The organism is Acetobacter persici (genome assembly GCF_018256955.1).
Lineage (GTDB): Bacteria > Pseudomonadota > Alphaproteobacteria > Acetobacterales > Acetobacteraceae > Acetobacter > Acetobacter persici.
On sequence record NZ_JAERKU010000002.1, the window covers coordinates 232,359 to 250,724 of the forward strand.

Sequence of the window (18,366 nt, forward strand, 5' to 3'; positions counted from 1 at the left end):
GGGTCAGGATCTTACAAAACGGGGCGGGGCAGGTTGCGTGTGTCCTGCCCTTAATACAGATAGCGGGCGTTGTCTGTTACAGGGTGAAACGCAGCATAGAACAAATGGAAAAGCTGTGTACCGGCAATACCTGCCAGCAACCCGGCCATAACGGCCACAAAAATAATCATCAGCCGGGGGTAGTTGCTGTCCATCATTTTCATGCCGAGCCTGTGAGTGGCTTCCGCATGGGCATTCTGAAGAACATGAAGCTGAGATTTCAGGTTTTCATTATTGTTCCGCACAATGCGCAGATTATGTTCCATCCGGTTCAGAATTTCTCCCCGGTCATGCAACTGGATGCGCAGGGTGTGGATGGTGTTTTCCAGCGTGCGGAGTTCCGCCCCTTCCGTCGCTTTGCGGGCGGCGGTCAGGCGGTCAATGTCCGGGGCCAGAGTCTGAAACAGGTTTTTGAGCGCGCCACCCGTCATGCCGTCCCGGCGGGCGCGGGCCTTGATGGCCTCAAGCGCCGTTATGGACTGCCCCTGCTGCTCTTCCAGCACCAGTGCCAGAATATCAGAAAGAATTTTGATTTCTTTGGGGTCAATCTGGCTCATGACAGGTCCGGCTCTGCGGGCCGGGGGGCGGCTGCCCGGTTCAGGCGATCCTGAATGGCGAGGCCCAGCCCCTGCGGCGGGATGGGCTGCACGGCAACGCCGGTCAGATCAAATGTGGGCTGCTGACTGTCCAGAAAGCGCAGGCCGGAAAACAGGCGGGCAGCGGCTTCTTCCAGATTACCCGTGGGGCTGAGGTTCCATGTGACGGCGGCGCCCGGCAGCGGCACCGGCCCAAATGCCAGCAGTCCTTCCCGCGGGCCAACGCTGGTGGCGTTCAGGCGCACCGGCAGGCTGGGAGCGTAGTGGGAGAGCATCCGGCCCGGAGAAAGCGGCGCGGTATCGGCTTCCGTTTCCGGGCGGGCAATCGGGCCGCACAGGGCTTCCAGTGCTTCCACCGGAACACCGCCGGGGCGCAGCAGGCAAGGGCGGTCCGGGTCTGTCAGGTCCAGCACGGTGCTTTCCAGCCCCACGGCGCAGGGGCCGGTATCCAGCACGGCATCAATCCGGCCTGCCAGTTCTTCCAGAACGTGGCTGGCGTCTGAGGGGCTGATGCGGCCGGAGCGATTGGCGGAAGGGGCTGCAACGGGCCGCCCGACGGCGCGCAGCAAAGCCAGCACAGCCTCCCCGCGTGGCACGCGCACAGCAAGGGAGGACAGGCCATCGGCGGCCAGATCGCTCACCGTGCTGCCGGGGGCGCGGGGCAGAACAAGTGTGAGCGGGCCGGGCCAGAAGGCTGCTGCCAGTTTCTGCGCAAGCGGGCAGGCCTGCACCTGCGTAAAAGCGGCGTCCGCACTGGCAAAATGGCTAATGAGCGGGTTGAAGCGCGGGCGGTTCTTGGCTTCAAAAATACGCGCAACGGCGGCGGGCTGTGTGGCATCGCCCCCCAGCCCGTAAACAGTCTCCGTGCCAAACGCCACCAGCCCGCCCTCCCGCAGGATGCGGGCGGCGGTGGTTATTCCGGCTGGCGTGGCGGCAAGGCGTTCCGTCATGGAAATCAGAGCGTCCCGGTGCAGACAAACGGCGGGTTTTTCCAGTCCGGTTTGCCGTATAGCAGCGGGGTGCCGTCCAGAAGTGTGACGTGCCCGCCAGCGGCTTCCACAATAGCTTGCGGGGCGGCTGTGTCCCACTCCATGGTCGGGCCAAGGCGAGGGTAGAAATCCACAGCGCCTTCCGCCACGCGGGCAAATTTTACGGCCGACCCGATATTGCCCACGGAGGCAATGCGGCGTTCCCCCAGATAGGCGGTCAGACGCGGGTCATCCGCATAATGGCGGGAGGCCAGAACGCTCAGCCCTTCGGCAGGTGGCGTGCGGGTATGGATAACGGTGGTGCCGTTTTGATCACGGCGTTCGGCAGGCAGGCCAATACCGCCGGTATAAAGCTGATAATAGGCAGGGAGCGCCATAGCGCCCAGAACGGCGCGGCCGTCCCGCACAAGGCCGATATTCACCGTAAAATCATCCCGACCGGCCGCAAATTCCCGTGTGCCGTCCAGCGGGTCCACCAGCCAGTAGGTGTCTGACACAGCGCTGCGCAGGCCTGCCGCCATTTCCTCTTCAGCAATCACCGGGATTTCCGGCACGGCGGCGCGCAGGCCTTTCAGGATATGCGCTTCTGCCGCGTGGTCCGCTTCCGTCACCGGCGAGGAGTCGGTTTTGGTCAGTGTTTCAAAACCCCGCGCGCGGATGGTGCGGATAATTTCGGCGGCTTCTTCCGCCAGTCTGGCGGCAAGGGCCAGCAGGTCAGCGTCTGTATGGGTGCTCATGCTGCCACCATACGCCAGGAACGGCGGCGCGTCATGCCCTGCCTGTTTTTTTAAGGCGGCCCCGGCTGTGCTCTTGCCAAGGGGCGAGGCGGGACGTACCCAAGTCAGGCAAAAAGCTTAAGACGTTTATGGAGGCCAGTCATTATGCTTCAGATTTCCTTTTCCCCCGAAACCCTGCCCGATGGCGGGGCACTGGCTCTTCTGCTGGCCGAAGGGCAGGACCGTCCGGCCATTTTTGCCGAGGCCGACAAAGCGACCAACGGTGCGCTGAGCCGTGCGGCTGATGCCGATGACTTTACCGGCAAAGATGGCTCAACCTGCGTTGTGCTGGCCCCCGGTGCTGGTTTTTCCCGCATTGTGCTGATCGGCGTTGGCAAGCTGGACGCTTTTGGCGCGAAAGAAGCTGAAGCCGCTGGTGGCGTTGCGGCCTCCGCTTTTGGTGCGCAGGAAAAAGCGACTGTTGCACTGGGCAATGTGCCGCAGGGCTTTGCTGCCTCTGTCGCGCAGGGTGCTGTGCTGGGGGCGTATCACTTCTCCCTGTATCACAGCGCCCCGACGGTTGAGAAAAAGCATCGTCTGGCCGCCGTGACTGTTCTGACGGCTGACCCAGCCGAGGCCGAGGCCGCGTTTGCGCCGCTCTCCGCTGTGGCGCGCGGTGTGATCCTGACCCGCGATCTGGTGACAGAGCCAGCCAACGTCTTGAACCCCGAAGAATTTACCGCGCGTGTGACCACGCTGCGCAGCCTTAGGCTTGAAGTCGAGGTGCTCGAGCAGGCCGAGATGGAAAAGCTTGGCTTTGGCGCGCTGCTGGGTGTGGCGCAGGGCAGTGCAAACGCCCCGCGCACCGTTATCATGCGCTGGAATGGCGGCGCGAAGGATGACGCCCCGCTGGCCTTTATTGGCAAAGGCGTGACATTTGATTCCGGCGGTATTTCCATCAAGCCCGCGGCAGGCATGGAAGAAATGAAAGAAGACATGGCTGGTGCCGCAACCGTGACCGGCCTCATGACAGCGCTTGCGGGCCGCAAGGCGAAAGTGAACGCTGTTGGCGTGATCGGGCTGGTGGAAAACATGGTGTCCGGCACGGCCCAGCGCCCCGGGGACGTCGTGCGCAGCGCTTCCGGCCAGACCATTGAAGTACTGAACACGGATGCGGAAGGGCGTCTGGTTCTGGCCGATATCCTCTGGTATGCGCGTGAGCGTTTTGCCCCGAAACTCATGGTGGACCTCGCCACGCTGACGGGGGCGATCATCATCAGCCTTGGGCATGAATATGCAGGCCTGTTCTCTAACAATGACGATCTCTCTGCCAATCTGACGGCAGCGGGCGCGGCAACGGGTGACAAGCTGTGGCGTCTGCCGATGGGCGCTGAGTATGACGCCATGCTGAAATCCGACATTGCGGACATGAAGAACATTGGTGGCCGTCCGGGTGGTTCCATTACCGCCGCCCAGTTCCTGAAACGCTTTGTGGGGGAAACTCCGTGGGCGCATCTGGATATTGCCGGAACAGCATGGAGCAAAACCCCGCGCAACGGTCAGCCCAAAGGCGCTACCGGCTTTGGCGTGCGTCTGCTGAATGAGTTTGTGCAGAAGAATTACGAAAACGCCTGACATTTTCGGGGTTTTATGTGACGAGAAAAAGGGCCTCTTTTGAGGCCCTTTTTTTGTGTGGATGGCCGCTGTCGCCTTATGTCAGACGTTCAGGACGTTTCATCGCTTCTCACATAACAGACATGAGAATCACGATCTCTCATAAGAGAGTTTGGACCAATAGCCGAGTTTCGAGTTCGTATGGGTAAAGATAAAATAGCTACCGTTTGCCGAAGCGATTTCCGCCTGCATGGCTGAAGCGCCGAGCCGCACGAAGCCGGGGAGATCTGAAAAATCTCCCAAAATGGATGAGCCCGTCTGATCGGGGATAGATGCCTCAGCTTCATGTTCAACCGATTGCGCCCAGATAGATTGTGATACGCGCAAGTGACAGGATGGTTGATACGAGAATGCCGCTCGACGTTATGTTTGCTTCGCGACGGTAGAACTTTGTCACCATAAACGGTCTGTTTCGTCTCCTTCCTCCATCTCTAAAAATAGGAAGAACTTTAAGTGCTAACGGGCCTTAGTCATATCTGAGGCATTTTAGTAAAAATTCTGGGTGCTGGGCGCGTGCTCCACCTTGACTATGCCTGCTCTGTTATCAGGGGCTACTACATCGAAATAATGAATAAAAATTAATTTATTCAATCTACCAACTGCAGCGCGTAACTGGTATTTCGCCGCAAATGATAATTATTCGCACTAATCATTCCTAGTAGGATATTGATGTGACACTCCACCATGTAACCCATCTTCGAGTAGCAGCCCTGCTGGCCTCAACGTTCCTTTCTCTAGGTGGAATATCTTCAGTGCAGGCAGAAGATGTCGTAAAAAAGAAAACAAATACGGGCGAAGTTATTGAGAAAAAATCCGTAGATAATAAACAATCATCTTCAAAAAAGACTACAAAACAGAAAAATATAGCCACTGTTTCGCCCAAAACTAATGAAAGCATTCTTGTGCGAGGCAGACGGTGGGATCAGGGAAGTTATACAGCACCACAAACAAGTGCTTCCACGGGGTTGCCATTAAGCTTACGGGAAACACCGCAGACAGTCACGGTTATGACGCGGCAGGTCATGGATGATCAGCAGATCAATACCCTGGATGACGTTCTGAATACCACGCCTGGCGTTACATCCTACGCAAACGATAACGCTGGGAGAACAACATATCGCGCTCGTGGCTTCGACATTACCAACTATAAGATTGATGGCATGCAGATTGATGCCTCAACAAGCTTTGGTGGTGTTGGCTCATCCATGAATATGGATCTGTATGATAATGTGCAGATCGTCCGTGGGGCCAACGGTCTTCTGGGCGGGACGGGAGACCCATCCGCAACAATCTACTTACAACGCAAAGCTCCCCAGAGAGAATTTTCCGCGAATGGTCTTTTAAGACTAGGAAATTGGAACGAGCACCGCGTCATGGCGGACCTTAATGCTCCTCTAAATCATTCGGGAACTATTCGCAGCAGATATGTGTTTTCGTGGGATGACACCGATACCTTCAGGATAAGAGAACACGTCAACCGTATTGGGGCTCTTGCTAATTTCACGGCAGATATCTCTTCGCGCGATACGCTCAATTTCGGCTTTCAATATGAAAGAACCCGTAATGATGGTGCGTCCTGGGGGACCAATGTTCCTATCTGGTATGCAGATGGAACAAAAACTAATTTGCCTCGTAGCACCAACCCTGCTGCGGACTGGAGCCAGGCTACGCGTGACCAGTATACGGCGTTTATCAATTACGATCATGATTTCTCAGCAGGCTGGCATCTGAAAGCCGGCTATATGCGTACTCAGGGGAGTTCCTATAATAACCTTGGTGTCGCAAAAATTAATAATGCATCACGGGGAACTTATGGGGGGTTTTGGAATCAGGATGGGACTGGGGCGTACCTGAACGCTCTTCATGCTGAGTATGAAGATGCGCGGGATAATGCCGACGTCCATATCTCTGGGCCTATTCATGTTTTCGGCCGCGAACATAAACTGGTCTTTGGGTTCAACGGATATAATGATGAACTGACACAGTATTCATTCAGTAAGGCTTTAGGAAATTGCTCGATTGCAGGTGTCAATCCCTATTCAGGGTGTCAGTATCGGGCAACCGGTCTTCCTATTGATAACTGGCAGACATGGGACGGATCTTACCCTAACTTTGCCACGCATCGCACACGCGCGCGTGAGGTTGATGTCACTCGAAATTACGGTGCGTATGCTTCTGGTAGGTTTGTCCTGGCCAAAGGGCTTTCCCTTATTCTGGGTGGGCGCATGAGCAGTTATCAAGCTTATACCGGCACGTATAATACAGCTAACAAATACTCAGGGTCCACCAGTACCGGTCAGCAAAATGCTGTCCTGACCCCTTATGCTGGTATGGTCTATGACTTTACAAAGACCATGTCTATTTATGGAAGCTATACAAACGTATACACACCTCAGTCGAACCTGCGGGATGCCAGCAACAAACCCCTCGATCCGGTCATGGGAAAAAGTTATGAAACGGGCTTGAAAGGTGCGTTCTTCAAGCAACGCCTTAATACGTCACTCGCATTTTATCTCAACCGTCAAAACAATGTTGCCCAGGCAACTGGTTCAACAAATTCAACCACCGGGGAAGCGATTTACGAATCTGTCAATGGTGTTAAGACAGAAGGTATTGATTTTGATACCTCGGGTGAGCTTCTACCCGGTTGGAACGTATTCTTTGGTTACAGTTATCTCTACGAAAAAGGTTTGAGCTATCGTCAGGATCCCCATCATCTTGTGCGTCTTACAACAAGTTATACTTTCCCTGGAAAACTCCATCACCTGACTATTGGTGGTGGTATCTCCAGCCAGTCCAGCACAGAATGGTCCACCAATCCCGGTCGCCCTCTTGGAAATGGTAAGTATGATTCTTCCAACCTTCGTGTCAAAGGCTACACGCTTATCAATATTATGGCTCGGTATCGCGTTGCTAACTGGCTTGATATTGCTGGGAACATTACCAATCTCACAGACCGGACTTACGTGCGTCAGGAAGGGTTTTACGACGGCATGATCTATGGCGAGCCACGTACTTTTAGCTTTACCTTACGTGGTCATTATTGAACATTCAGAGACTATTCCGCCCTTTACGTATGAACTGGAAACTCTAAATGTCTGATCATAGACATTTAGAGACCCATAGAAGACATGACGCTTTCTCCCCAAAGCTACTTGTCTGCTAGACACTCTTGAGTTGGTAGACTGTATTCGCCTTAGTCTCACGTATACCTAAAATAAGGAAGCGCTCTTAACAATAATTCTTCAAATTGATCAATATTGAAAGCATTGTTAGAAGGAAATTGCTTTTATCTCATCCATATTTTTTACCATTTAGCGATTTGCCTTTTCTGTTTCGGCTTTTAATTTTTTTTGGGCGGCATCCCTTGTGAATAGCTCAGAATTATAGAAAGCCCATCCATTGTTGCCAAAAATATTAACTTCAATATAGGAAATATTTTCTATTTTTGCTCTGCATAGTTCAAAAATTTTTGTTTTTATTTCATCTCCAAATTTTCTATTTACGTTTTTGACATAAAAATGAATTTTAGAATATTCAGATAACCATCCCGAGTCTTTAAATTGTTCTGCTGCAGATTTCCATGTGTTATCGGATAATTCAGGTAATTCATTAAGCATTGAGTATCTCTTTCTGAAATGAGAATAATTAATCATGGTTTTGTATGTGAGATAAATTCCATATAGAAAACGATTGCACTCTTGTTTAAGAGAGCGTCTGGTTTCTCAAATATACTGTTCAGTAAACGGCCTGTTGCTACCTCTCCATATCAGCTCAATTTGAAAAGCAATCTTCTTACTCATGATTGATATATAGAGCCGCGGTTGCAGACAGAATTCTGCAACCGCAATCGAACTGGTTTGGAAAGCTTAAGGTTTTTTCTTAGAAGCCGCCGGCGCTTTTTGCGCCGTCCCCGGCTCCTGCGCAAAAATCCGCCCGGCTTTGATTGCAGCGCAGAAAGTTTTCCAGTCAGCTTTGGTCTGGTCAGCGTAGGCGGTGGAGAAGCTGGCGATGGCATCGGCAAAGGCGCGGCCTGCGCCGAGATAGCCGGAAAGGGTGGCAACGTCACCAGAGCGGGCATGGGCGCGGGCCAGTGTGCGGCCACACAGGAGTGCGTAGTCCGGCAGGCCAATCTGGGCAAATTCCGCGCCAATGGCGGCAAGCCGCTGGTCTTTCAGGCGGCGGACGTAAAACTGCCGCTGGCCGGTAGGCTGGGTGCCGGTCTCACCGTCCACTTCATCCGTGCCGCCGCTATGCGTCCAGCCCAGAAACGCATCGGACGCAGTCTGCATAATGCGCTGGCCGGTTACCACCCGCTCGCCCTGATTATGGAACGGGGAGGGGGCCAGATGCGGCGCAAGGACGGAGGTCTGTGCTTCCTTGATCTGGAGCAGCAGTACCTCATTATCCGGTGTGGCAAACAGGCCGATTGCGCAGAACGTGCCTACGCTACCCACCCCCACAACCTTGAAAATCACATCCTGCAATGTGTAGCGTGAGAGCAGAATGGCGCGTTCCGGCGGCTGGGTGGCGAGGTAACGGGCAAAAGCGGCGCGGATGGTGTCATCCTGTTCCGGCAAGCGCATGACGAGCGGCGGCTTTTCCGTCAGGCGCGGGGCACCGCCATTGTCTGCCACAAGCCCAAAATGGCTGCGCGCACTTTCCAGCCGGGCATCCAGCAGGCTCTGCACTTTTTTGCGGGCCTGCTTGTCCTGAAAACTGGCGATGGCGGCGGCAAGGTCAATGCGTTCCGCCCAGATGGCCAGCGGGTTCAGCGGTGCCAGATAGGCCATTTCCTGCGCGTAAGCCTGCGCCATGCTGCGGGCCAGAGCGCTGGCGGCTCCGTCGGACAGGCCACCTTCCCGCCCGGCCAGCACAAGGGACGTGCCCAGACGCTTTACATCCCATTCAAACGGGGCGGACAGTGTTTCATCAAAATCATTGATATCAAAAACCGGCACCCCTTCCGGCGAGGCATAGCTGCCGAAGTTGGCCAGATGGCAGTCACCACAGCTTTGCACTGTGGGGCCTGCGGCGGGTGTTCCGGCCAGATCCGCCGCCATGACAGCCGCCGCCCCACGCAGGAATGCAAAGGGTGAGGCCGCCATGCGGGCATAGCGCACAGGCAGCAGCGCGCTGATGCGGTGCATGCCTTGCTCTACCAGAATGGAGACCGGGTCCTGCCTGTTTTTGGGGGCCTGCCACTCCGCCTGCTGTGTGCGGGGCGTGCGTTTGCGCAGCTTGACGCCCTCGGCATGGCGGAGGGCGCGGGGGCGGAGGCTGGCAGTCGGGGCCGGAGGGGCTGAGGTCATACGATATTTTTAGGCACAGCCCGGAGGCCGTGCCAACAGACTAATCTTAACGCTGGTCAGCCATGCGCCTTGATCATCTCTGGCTCCGGCGTTTTTCTGAAAGTTTTATAGGGGGTTATCCGGAGATTTTCAGATTAACGTAAAAATTCCGCCCTTGCTCCGGGTAGCCGCCCACCATCTGATAATTCTGGTCCAGCAGGTTGGAGGCATTTGCGCCAATCTGCACATTGGGGGTGATCTGGTAATCCACACGGGCGGAAATGTTCACGTTATGCCCGGTGCGGAAATAGGTTGTGCCAATGGAGTTCATGGTCCAGCGGTTGGAGGAAATAGCGACGTTCGGCACAAAACGCAGTTTTTTAATGGGTGACCATTCCACATAGGCAAACGCCTTATGCGTGGGCACATCCGTAGGCCGGTAGCGCGGGGAGGAGCCGGGGGCGCTCACATCCTGATGCGTATAGGTATAATTCCCGCCCAGCAGAAGGTTTTTACGCACAGGAATAGCCAGAGAAATTTCCGCCCCGGCATAGTTCCCGCTATTGATGTTCCGGCTCTGGGAGACGGTTGTGCCGTTATACTGCACAGGGAAAGAGGCAATCAGGTCTGTCAGGTGAGAATAGAAAAGGGCTCCGGCCACTTCAATCTTTCCAAAAGTGTGAGAACCGCCCAGCTCATAGTTCTGGGCGCGTTCCGGGCGCAGGCCGGGGTTGGAAACCGCGCCGCCAAACCGGGTGCTGAAACGCTCAAACAATGTCGGGAAACGGACGCGGTCTGACACGCTGATATGCAGTTCAGACACGGTGTCCGGCCGCCAGCTCAGGCGCGCCTGCCCGTTGGGTGCGCCCCGGTTGCGGGTTGGGTAATGGATAATGCCGCCGGAATACCCCTGCGCGCGGTCCAGCACGCGCCAGTCATAACTCACGCCGGTGGTCAGATCCAGATTAGGCAGGAACCGAAACACGTTTTCACCCGCAATGCTGTAGCTTTCCTCAACTGAGGTTGTGGTGGGCTGATAGGCTCCGCTGGGAAAAACCTGCTCGTGCTCGGCATGTTCATCACGTCGGCCATAGAATGCAATGCCCAGCGTATCCCGGCGGGAAATTTCCGCATCCAGACGCACATTTCCGCCCCACGCGGTATCATTATAATAGCTGTTAAACGCTTTGGGTTTTGTCTGCGTGTTCAGGCTGGCGTTATCAAAACTTCTCAGAAGATTATAGAAGGTATTACGATACAGGCGGGACCGCAGGGTGAGCCTGTCGCTCAGTCTGGTGCGGGAGGTGAGGGAGAGGCTGTCCAGATCCCACGCGGGCCATGTCCAGTCCTTTTGCGCGCTGAGGGAATCTGTCACGCTGAACGGCGCGCGTTTTTCACCGCTCTGGCGGGTGTAGTTAATGGTGTATTCATCCGTGGCGTTGGGTGTGTAGCCAACTTTAAAATTGACGCGCCAGTCCTGAGAATCTGTCAGCAGCCGTTTGCCTTTGCCCTGTGTGGGGGTGGGGTCATAATTGGAGGACAGATCGGTATGGTCCACGTTATTGATGGCAAAGTTGGCTTGTGCGTACCATTTTTCATGTTTGGTGCCGATCAGCCCGAACACATTATAACCGGAATACCCGCCATCATGCCCCAGCATGGTGCCCCCGCGCAGTTCGCCTTCGAGTTCCTTGTGCGGTTTTCGGGTGACAAGATTGACCATTCCGCCCATGGCGTCCGGGCCATCGAGAACGGAGGCATAGCCTTTGGCAACCTGAATTTCCGCGATGTCGGGTGTTAAAAAGCGCCCGTAATCCAGCCGGTTATCCGCAGGCAGATAAATGCGGATACCATCCACCATGAGCGGCACCTGAAAACGGTTGAACCCGCGCACCAGAATAGTGCGCTCGTTGCGCGTACCGCCGGTATTGGCGGAGTTGACACCGGGGATCAGGTTCGCGGCTTCATCCAGTGTGTTTTTGTTCAGAGTATAAATAGCATTAGCGGAAACGGTTGAATTCCCGACCAGCGCATTGCGGTGCGGGGTGCCGAAGACTGTAATTTCACCGGGGCCGAAAATGTCGGACGCGCTACGTTCCGCCACCAGGCTGTTATAAGGGAGGCTGCCTGTGGTCAGCGCATCATAGGTGCTGTCCGGGCGGGTCTGTGGGGCCGCAGCGGGGGGTGCGGAGATTGGTCTGGAAGCCTTCTTTTTAACCTGACGCAGGTCCGGCGTGGTGGTCAGCGGGGCAGGTGCTGCAAGGGCCGCCCCTGCGCTGGTGGAGAGCAGGCTGGCCAGTGTCACGGCGGAAAGGGTGCGCGTGGTCACCGGGAGGAAGGCTTTCATTTAGAGGGAAGGTCCTTTATCAATATATCAATGTATACAATATTCATCGGTATATAGATGGAGCGTGAGGCTTATGGCAATCAGGAAACAAATTGCGTTAAAATCTGTGGCAGTTTTATCACTTGGTCTGACAATGGCCGTGGGAACATCTGCCGGTCGGGCTGCTGCTGCGCAGGCAGGAGAGGCCGGGCAGATGCAGGCAGATGTGCCGCATCATGCAGGCCACGGAATGCAAAACTGCCCTAAAGAGGCAGCCCCTTTGCCAGAGGCGCTGAAAGGCTGGGCGCAGCCTGCTCCCATTGTGGCAGCTGCCACATCGCAGGATCTGGAAAGTGTCAGGCTGACCGCAGGCAAGGCCGTGGCCGCACACCTCCGTTCCACGGCAGACATGCAGTATGTGGTGCGGCCCGAGCAGCCGGGCGGAAAGGTGAGTTCCGGCGGCATGTTTGCGTTTGATGTGCCTGCGGCCGGGACATATCGCGTGATGCTCGGCAACCGGGCCTGGCTGGATGTGGTGCAGGGCAGCAAAGCCATCCTCTCTTCTGGCCATAATCACGGCCCAGCCTGTAGTGGTATTGGCAAGATGGTCGATTTTCCGCTGGAAGCCGGTCGTGCGGTGGTTGAAGTAAGCGGCAGCGGTAAGCCCGACATGACGCTGATGGTGATCAGGACCCCATGAGGCCAGCCACCTCTGTGCTGCGTTTTCTGGCGGGGGTGTGTCTGTTCTCCGCCGCGTGGGGGCTGTCTTGCACGGCCGCACCGGCGCAAACGCCTTCTGTCATAGGGGGAGACGCCCGTGCTTCGGCTGCGTCTGGCCCCGTTGCGCTTTCAGAACAGGAGGCGCGCATCCAGCTTGGGCGGCGGCTGTTTTATGATGCAGATTTGTCGGGTGATGGCAGTATGGCCTGCGCCTCCTGCCATGAGCAGCGCCATGCGTTTGCAGATGGTATGGCAACCCATGCCGGTATTACGGATGAGGCGGGGGTGCGCAACGTCCCGTCGCTTGGGAATGTTGGCGCTTTCAAAACCCTGACATGGCTGGACCAGCACATCACCACACTGGAACAGCAGGTAGCGACGCCAGTTTTCGGGCACGGGCCGGTGGAAATGGGGATGCCCGGCTGGGCAACGCTCCTGCATCGGGTCTCCGGGGAGGCCTGTTATCAGAAACTCTTTGCTGCGGCCTTCAAAAAGAATAACGGACGGATTGACGCCCGCACCGTGCCGCAGGCGCTCGCCGCGTTTGAGCGCACCCTGATCTCCCGGAACAGCCTGTGGGATCAGGCGCAAAAGAAACAGGCGGTTCTGCCCGCACCAGCGCGGCGCGGGGCCATTCTATTTTTCGGCCCGGCGCAGTGTGCGGCGTGCCATAGCGGCTTTTTGCTGAGTGATCAGTCCTTCCATAAGATCAACACAGACCATCCGGCGCGGATCAGAACGCCCTCCTTGCGCAATGTGGGCGTGACCGCGCCGTATCTCCATGATGGCTCAGCCCCCACGCTGCGCGCCGCACTCCAGGCCCATAGCCACAGCCCCGCGTTATCCGCGCAGGACGAACAGGCGCTGGAAGCGTTCCTCCAGACACTGACGGACCCGGATTTTCTGCATAACCCGGCTTTTGCCCTGCCGCCGGAAACCTGCCCGATATAGAGCATCTGGCTTTTTTACTGAGCCTGTCTGCTCAACCCGCTGTTGCCGGATGGTCACAGTCTGCGCGCTTTCCGGGCGTTGTGCCGGAGAGCGTGCGCAACCTTCCCCTTTGTGCTGCGTCCAACATAACGCCTGCTTATGATGTCATGATGACAAACGCTTTGTCGTCCGCACGGCTCTGGTGCAACACCCGGACACCATGCGGCGACATTTCAGGCACTGAGACCGGGAATGTTTCGCACTGAAACCACGTTCGTGTCGTCGAAGACCAGTTCCTGAAGGCGCGTACGTTCTGAATATGGAGTACGAGCCTCGTGGGCGCACTGGACCCCTTATTTCTGGCACGACTGCAATTTGCGTTTACTGTCGGATTTCACATTGTTTTTCCCGCCTTTTCCATCGGGCTGGCCGCGTTTCTGGCGGTGCTGGAAGGGCTCTGGCTTAAAACCGGGCGGCAGGTCTATCTGGATCTGTTCCGTTACTGGCTGCGGGCTTTTTCCATTGTCTTTGGCATGGGCGTGGTCTCCGGGCTGGTCATGTCTTATGAATTCGGGACCAACTGGGCGCAGTTTTCACAAAAAGCAGGTCCAATTTTAGGGCCGTTGCTGGGTTATGAGGTCATGACGGCCTTCTTTCTGGAGGCGGGCTTCCTCGGCATCATGCTGTTCGGCATGAACAAGGTTGGACGGAAACTGCATTTTTTCGCCACCTGCGTCGTGTCCCTCGGCACGCTGATTTCCATGAGCTGGATCCTCTCTTCCAACTCATGGATGCAGACGCCGCAGGGCTATGCGATTGAACCCGGAACCGGCCGCTTTATCCCGGCGGACTGGTGGGCCATTGTTTTCAATCCGTCCTTCCCGTTCCGGCTTGTGCATATGGCGCTGGCAGCGTTTTTGTGCGTGGCCTTTGCGGTTGGCGGGGTCGGGGCCTGGCATCTGCTGCGTGCCAGACGCGCAGGGCGCGCGCCGACCGAGGCCGTGAAAATCATGTTCTCAATGGCCATGTGGATGGCGGCTATTGTCGCTCCATTGCAAATTCTGGCGGGGGATACGCAGGGGCTGAACACGCTGAAATATCAGCCTGCCAAAATCGCTGCGATTGAGGGGGACTGGGAGAGCCAGAGCCGCGCACCGGAACTGCTGTTTGGTATTCCGGACATGGAGCATGAAACGACACGTTACAAGGTAGAAGTGCCGCTGCTCGGTTCGCTTATCCTGACCCACAGCCTTGAGGGAAAGGTACCAGGCCTGAAGGATTACCCGAAGGACCAGCGCGCCCCGTCTCCTGTTGTGTTCTTCAGTTTCCGCATCATGGTGGCGCTGGGGATGCTTATGGCAGTGCTGGGGGTGTATTCGCTCTGGCTGCGCTGGCGTGGCCGGTTGTGTTCGGATGTGCTGTTGCAGCGTTTTGCGCTGCTCATGGCCCCGGCAGGCTTTATCGCCATGCTGTGTGGCTGGGTGACAACGGAGGTCGGGCGGCAACCTTACACCGTTTATGGCCTGCTGCGCACGGCGGAGAGCGCCTCACCCGTGGCGGCTGGGAGCATCGCCTCGACACTGGTTGTGTTTGTTATCGTCTATTTCATTGTTTTTGCCTCGGGCATCAGCATCCTTCTGCGCGGTTTTGCGCAGGAACCCCATGCGGGTGAAGCCGGGCCGGATGCGCACGCCCCCCAGCGGGCGGCCTCCATGCAGGCGGCTGTTTCGGGCACCGCGGCAACAGGCATTACAGGGAAGGAAAGCTGATCATGGATCTGACAGGTGCAGCCTACTGGCTTCCCATTGTCTGGGCGGTTCTCGCGGCAATGGCGATTTTTATTTATATCGTGCTGGACGGGTTTGATCTCGGGCTGGGTATTCTTTTTCTTGCCGAGCGTAACAAGACCTATCGGAATGTAATGGTGCAGACCATTGCACCGGTCTGGGATGGTAACGAGACATGGATGATTTTTGGCGGTGCAGCGCTCTATGGCGTCTTTCCCAACGCCTATGCCACCATCCTGCCTGCCTTGTATCTGCCTGTGCTGATTATGCTTTTCGCGCTGATTATGCGTGGCGTGGCGTTTGAATTCCGGTCCCGGATGCACACGGAAGCAATGCGGGACGTGTGGGATATCGGGTTCTGTGGCGGTTCACTGGTCGCAGCGATAATGCAGGGCGTTATTCTGGGCACGCTGGTTTCCGGGATTGCTGTGGAGAATAATGCATTTGTAGGCGGCAGTTTTGACTGGCTGGCGCCGTTCCCGCTGTTCTGCGGTCTGGCTGTGGCAGTTGGTTATACGCTGCTGGGGGCCACATGGCTGGTCTGGCGCACAGAAAGCACGTTGCAGGACACCATGCGCAGGTGGTCCGGCCTTCTCTCCCTCGCCATGCTGGGCATGATTGCCGCGGTGTCGCTCTGGACCCCCGCGCTGCACGTGACATACATGCAGAACTGGACGGACTGGCCGCGTATTCTCTTTGTGGCCCCTGTGCCGGTGGCCGTGCTTGTTCTGGCACTGGTCATGGTCCGGGCGCTGCGGGGCGGGGTCTCCCGCCGTATTCCGTTTTTCTGTGCTCTGGGTTGGTTTTTCCTGTCTTTTTCCGGACTGGGGATTTCCATCTGGCCGTATATCGTGCCACCGGGCATGACCATCTGGCAGGCGTCGGCTCCGCCCTCCAGTCAGGCATTTTTGCTCGTGGGCGCTGCGGTGCTGATCCCGCTCATTCTGTCCTACACAGCTTTTGCGTATCATGTTTTCCGTGGCCCGGTGAACGAGCATAGCGAGAGCTACCATTGAGGGAGGCGGCAATGCAGCACACAGCAGAACGCCCGTTGTGGCTCAGGCTGCTCTGGTTTGTGGGCCTGTGGGCTGGGGGTGTTGCCGGGTTAGGTGTTGTGGCTGGTGTCCTGCGCCTGCTGATCCATCCGTAAACGGTCCATCGCCCGGCAGGGACGGTGCTAGGGAACAGGGTGTCTCCAGTTTTCCGCTGGAGGCACCCTGTTCGTTTTTGTGCTGTGCAGTTGCTTTATGGAAATGGTCCTGACTATTCTCTCAGGCTTTATTTTTTCCCGACCCGCAGGCAGGACACAGCATGATGCGCACGACAGACCACACACTCCGGAGCAGACTTGTCCGTCAGGGAGGCATGCAGGGCCTTCGGCGTGGTCTGCTGGCCTGCGCTGCGTCCGCCACGGCACTTGTGGTTGCTGTGGGGCCGCTGGGGCTTTCTGTTGCGGCACAGGCGAAGGAGGTTTCTCCGTCCGTTTATGCGCCCATCAGCCCGGAGCGGATGTCTGACGCCATGAAGGTTCTGGGGAGCGATGCGTTTGAAGGTCGTGCCCCCGGTTCTCCCGGTGAGGCAAAGACCGTCGCATGGCTGATTGAGCAGTATAAGCAGATTGGTCTGGAACCCGCCGGGGAGAACGGCGGGTGGACGCAGCGTGTGCCGTTGCAGCATACCCGCGTTGGCAAGCCGGACCTCCTTCAGGTGGCATTTGCCAAAAACACGCTGAAGCTGGAGCAGGTGCAGGATGTTTACTTTACCACCGCGCGCGGGGTGGACCGCCTGACAATCCGCAATGCACCGCTGGTTTTTGTGGGCTATGGCGTGCATGCACCCGAGCGCGGGTGGGATGATTTCAAAGATGTTGATCTCAAAGGCAAGATTGCGGTCTTCCTGATTAACGATCCTGATTTTGATGCAAAACCGGATGAAGCCGTAGCCGGTAAATTCGGTGGCCGCGCCATGACCTATTATGGCCGCTGGACCTACAAATATGAGGAAGCAGCCCGTCGCGGGGCCATTGGCGCGCTGATTGTGCATGATACGCCCGGTGCCGCCTATGGCTGGCCCACCGTGATTGCACCGGGTGGTGAGTCTTTTGATATCGCGCAGAGCGGGGAAGCCCAGCCTGTGCTGATGCAGGGCTGGATTTCCACCCCGGCGGCCACAAAGGTTTTTGCTCAGGCCGGACTGGATCTGCCAGCGTTACGGGTGCAGGCGCGTCAGGCCTCCTTTAAACCTGTGACCTTGCCCAAGGCCCGGTTCTCTCTCGATGTGCCGGTTGAGGTCTCCCATCTGGAAAGCCAGAACGTGCTGGGCAAACTGACGGGCAGCAAACATCCAGATGAAACCGTGATGTTTGGCGCGCACTGGGATGCATTTGGCATGAGCAGGGATGCGCAGGGCCAGACCGTTATTCGTCACGGCGCGATTGATGATGGCTCTGGCGTTGCGGGCGTGCTGGAAATTGCCCGCGCATTTAAAGCTGGCCCGCGCCCTGAACGCACGGTGATGTTTGCCTCATGGACGGCTGAGGAACGGGGGCTGCTTGGCTCCGCATGGTATGCAGCCCACCCGATGGCTCCTCTTGAAAAAACCGCTGCCAATTTCACGATGGATGTGTTGCAGATGGCAGGCCCCTCCCACAACGTCTTTATGGTTGGGGCCGGGCAGGACACGGTGCAGGATGATATTGCCGCCGCTGTGGAAAAACAGGGCCGCGTGATGCTGCCGGAAGCCATGCCCGAACGCGGGGCGTTCTACCGCGCTGACCATCTGCCGTTTGCCCGCGCGGGTGTGCCGGTGGCGGCTCTGATGGATATGGCGGGGTATCCGGACCTGCTGAACGGCGGCGTGCCTGCCGGGCGGAAATGGTTGCAGGATTATATGGCCTGCTACCATCAGGCATGTGATGCCTGGAGCCCGGACTGGGATGTGCGCGGCGCGGCGGAAGATGTGGCCCTTCTCTATACCGTTGGCCGCAGTCTGGCATTTTCACAAAACTGGCCACAGTGGAAGGCCGGTTCCGAATTCGCGGCAATCCGGGCTAAGAGTGCTGCCGTGCGGGGTGGCCAGTAAGCCGCTTTAAAAAACAGGCAGATGTCCGCAAGCAATGCCAATGGGGAGTGCGTTGTGGCGACGGCGACAAAGGCCCAACGCGCGGTATGGAACTGAATGGCACACCCAAGAGCAGTTCTGGCTTTAGCGGCACATGGGTGCCAGGGGCTGGCCGTAGGGCAGGCGGGGGCGGGTACGCCACCCCTGCTGGGGGTGCGGGGTGATGTATTAAACTGCC

Annotated in this window: 14 protein-coding genes; 8 read left to right on the forward strand and 6 right to left on the reverse strand. The window is 56.9% G+C overall.

Translation table 11 applies throughout. From position 1 onward, the window contains the following. Nucleotides 1-50 precede the first annotated feature (50 nt). Genes JK199_RS03245 through cysQ form a run of 3 tightly spaced genes read right to left on the reverse strand, consistent with a single transcriptional unit; the run spans nucleotide 51 to nucleotide 2,361 of the window. The gene (locus JK199_RS03245) at nucleotides 51-596 is read right to left on the reverse strand and encodes a hypothetical protein (RefSeq protein WP_212373844.1); all 546 of its coding nucleotides are present in this window, start codon (nucleotides 594-596) and stop codon (nucleotides 51-53) included. Next, nucleotides 593-1,585: an L-threonylcarbamoyladenylate synthase gene (locus tag JK199_RS03250; RefSeq protein ID WP_212373846.1), complete on the reverse strand. Its 993-nt coding sequence runs from the start codon at nucleotides 1,583-1,585 to the stop codon at nucleotides 593-595. The genes JK199_RS03245 and JK199_RS03250 overlap by 4 nt, the downstream gene beginning before the upstream one ends. Before the next feature lie 5 nt (nucleotides 1,586-1,590). Beyond that, nucleotides 1,591-2,361: a 3'(2'),5'-bisphosphate nucleotidase CysQ gene (gene cysQ / locus JK199_RS03255; RefSeq protein WP_212373848.1), complete on the reverse strand. Its 771-nt coding sequence runs from the start codon at nucleotides 2,359-2,361 to the stop codon at nucleotides 1,591-1,593. Nucleotides 2,362-2,505: 144 nt separating this feature from the next. On the opposite strand from cysQ, the gene JK199_RS03260 reads away from it, so the two are divergent. After that, nucleotides 2,506-3,975 carry a leucyl aminopeptidase gene (locus tag JK199_RS03260; protein WP_212373850.1) on the forward strand — a complete coding sequence of 490 codons (1,470 nt, stop codon included), beginning with the start codon at nucleotides 2,506-2,508 and terminating at the stop codon, nucleotides 3,973-3,975. A gap of 710 nt (nucleotides 3,976-4,685) precedes the next feature. Further along, the gene (locus JK199_RS03265; RefSeq protein WP_342356281.1) at nucleotides 4,686-7,061 is read left to right on the forward strand and encodes a TonB-dependent siderophore receptor; all 2,376 of its coding nucleotides are present in this window, start codon (nucleotides 4,686-4,688) and stop codon (nucleotides 7,059-7,061) included. Between the two features lie 267 nt (nucleotides 7,062-7,328). Here JK199_RS03265 and JK199_RS03270 read toward each other — a convergent pair whose 3' ends face one another. From JK199_RS03270 to JK199_RS03280, 3 genes are all read right to left on the reverse strand, one after another. Further along, nucleotides 7,329-7,634 carry a hypothetical protein gene (locus tag JK199_RS03270; RefSeq protein WP_212373852.1) on the reverse strand — a complete coding sequence of 102 codons (306 nt, stop codon included), beginning with the start codon at nucleotides 7,632-7,634 and terminating at the stop codon, nucleotides 7,329-7,331. Nucleotides 7,635-7,883: 249 nt separating this feature from the next. Further along, the gene (locus JK199_RS03275) at nucleotides 7,884-9,326 is read right to left on the reverse strand and encodes a DUF2252 domain-containing protein (protein ID WP_212373854.1); all 1,443 of its coding nucleotides are present in this window, start codon (nucleotides 9,324-9,326) and stop codon (nucleotides 7,884-7,886) included. A 115-nt stretch (nucleotides 9,327-9,441) separates the two neighbouring features. Further along, entirely contained in the window at nucleotides 9,442-11,652 is a 2,211-nt protein-coding gene (locus JK199_RS03280; RefSeq protein ID WP_212373855.1) for a TonB-dependent receptor plug domain-containing protein, read from the reverse strand. A 73-nt stretch (nucleotides 11,653-11,725) separates the two neighbouring features. On the opposite strand from JK199_RS03280, the gene JK199_RS03285 reads away from it, so the two are divergent. The 6 genes from JK199_RS03285 (at nucleotide 11,726) to JK199_RS03310 (ending at nucleotide 18,149) form a co-directional block, all read left to right on the forward strand. After that, a complete protein-coding gene (locus JK199_RS03285; RefSeq protein WP_212373857.1) occupies nucleotides 11,726-12,331 on the forward strand; it encodes a hypothetical protein in 606 nt (201 codons plus the stop codon). Next, a complete protein-coding gene (locus JK199_RS03290) occupies nucleotides 12,328-13,302 on the forward strand; it encodes a cytochrome-c peroxidase (RefSeq protein ID WP_212373859.1) in 975 nt (324 codons plus the stop codon). The genes JK199_RS03285 and JK199_RS03290 overlap by 4 nt, the downstream gene beginning before the upstream one ends. Before the next feature lie 314 nt (nucleotides 13,303-13,616). After that, a complete protein-coding gene (locus JK199_RS03295) occupies nucleotides 13,617-15,050 on the forward strand; it encodes a cytochrome ubiquinol oxidase subunit I (protein WP_077930249.1) in 1,434 nt (477 codons plus the stop codon). A gap of 2 nt (nucleotides 15,051-15,052) precedes the next feature. After that, a complete protein-coding gene (gene cydB, locus JK199_RS03300) occupies nucleotides 15,053-16,084 on the forward strand; it encodes a cytochrome d ubiquinol oxidase subunit II (RefSeq protein WP_025827876.1) in 1,032 nt (343 codons plus the stop codon). 11 nt (nucleotides 16,085-16,095) lie between these two features. Then, a complete protein-coding gene (locus JK199_RS03305; RefSeq protein WP_212356256.1) occupies nucleotides 16,096-16,218 on the forward strand; it encodes a DUF2474 family protein in 123 nt (40 codons plus the stop codon). A 215-nt stretch (nucleotides 16,219-16,433) separates the two neighbouring features. After that, the gene (locus JK199_RS03310; RefSeq protein WP_212374097.1) at nucleotides 16,434-18,149 is read left to right on the forward strand and encodes a M28 family metallopeptidase; all 1,716 of its coding nucleotides are present in this window, start codon (nucleotides 16,434-16,436) and stop codon (nucleotides 18,147-18,149) included. Nucleotides 18,150-18,366 lie beyond the last annotated feature (217 nt).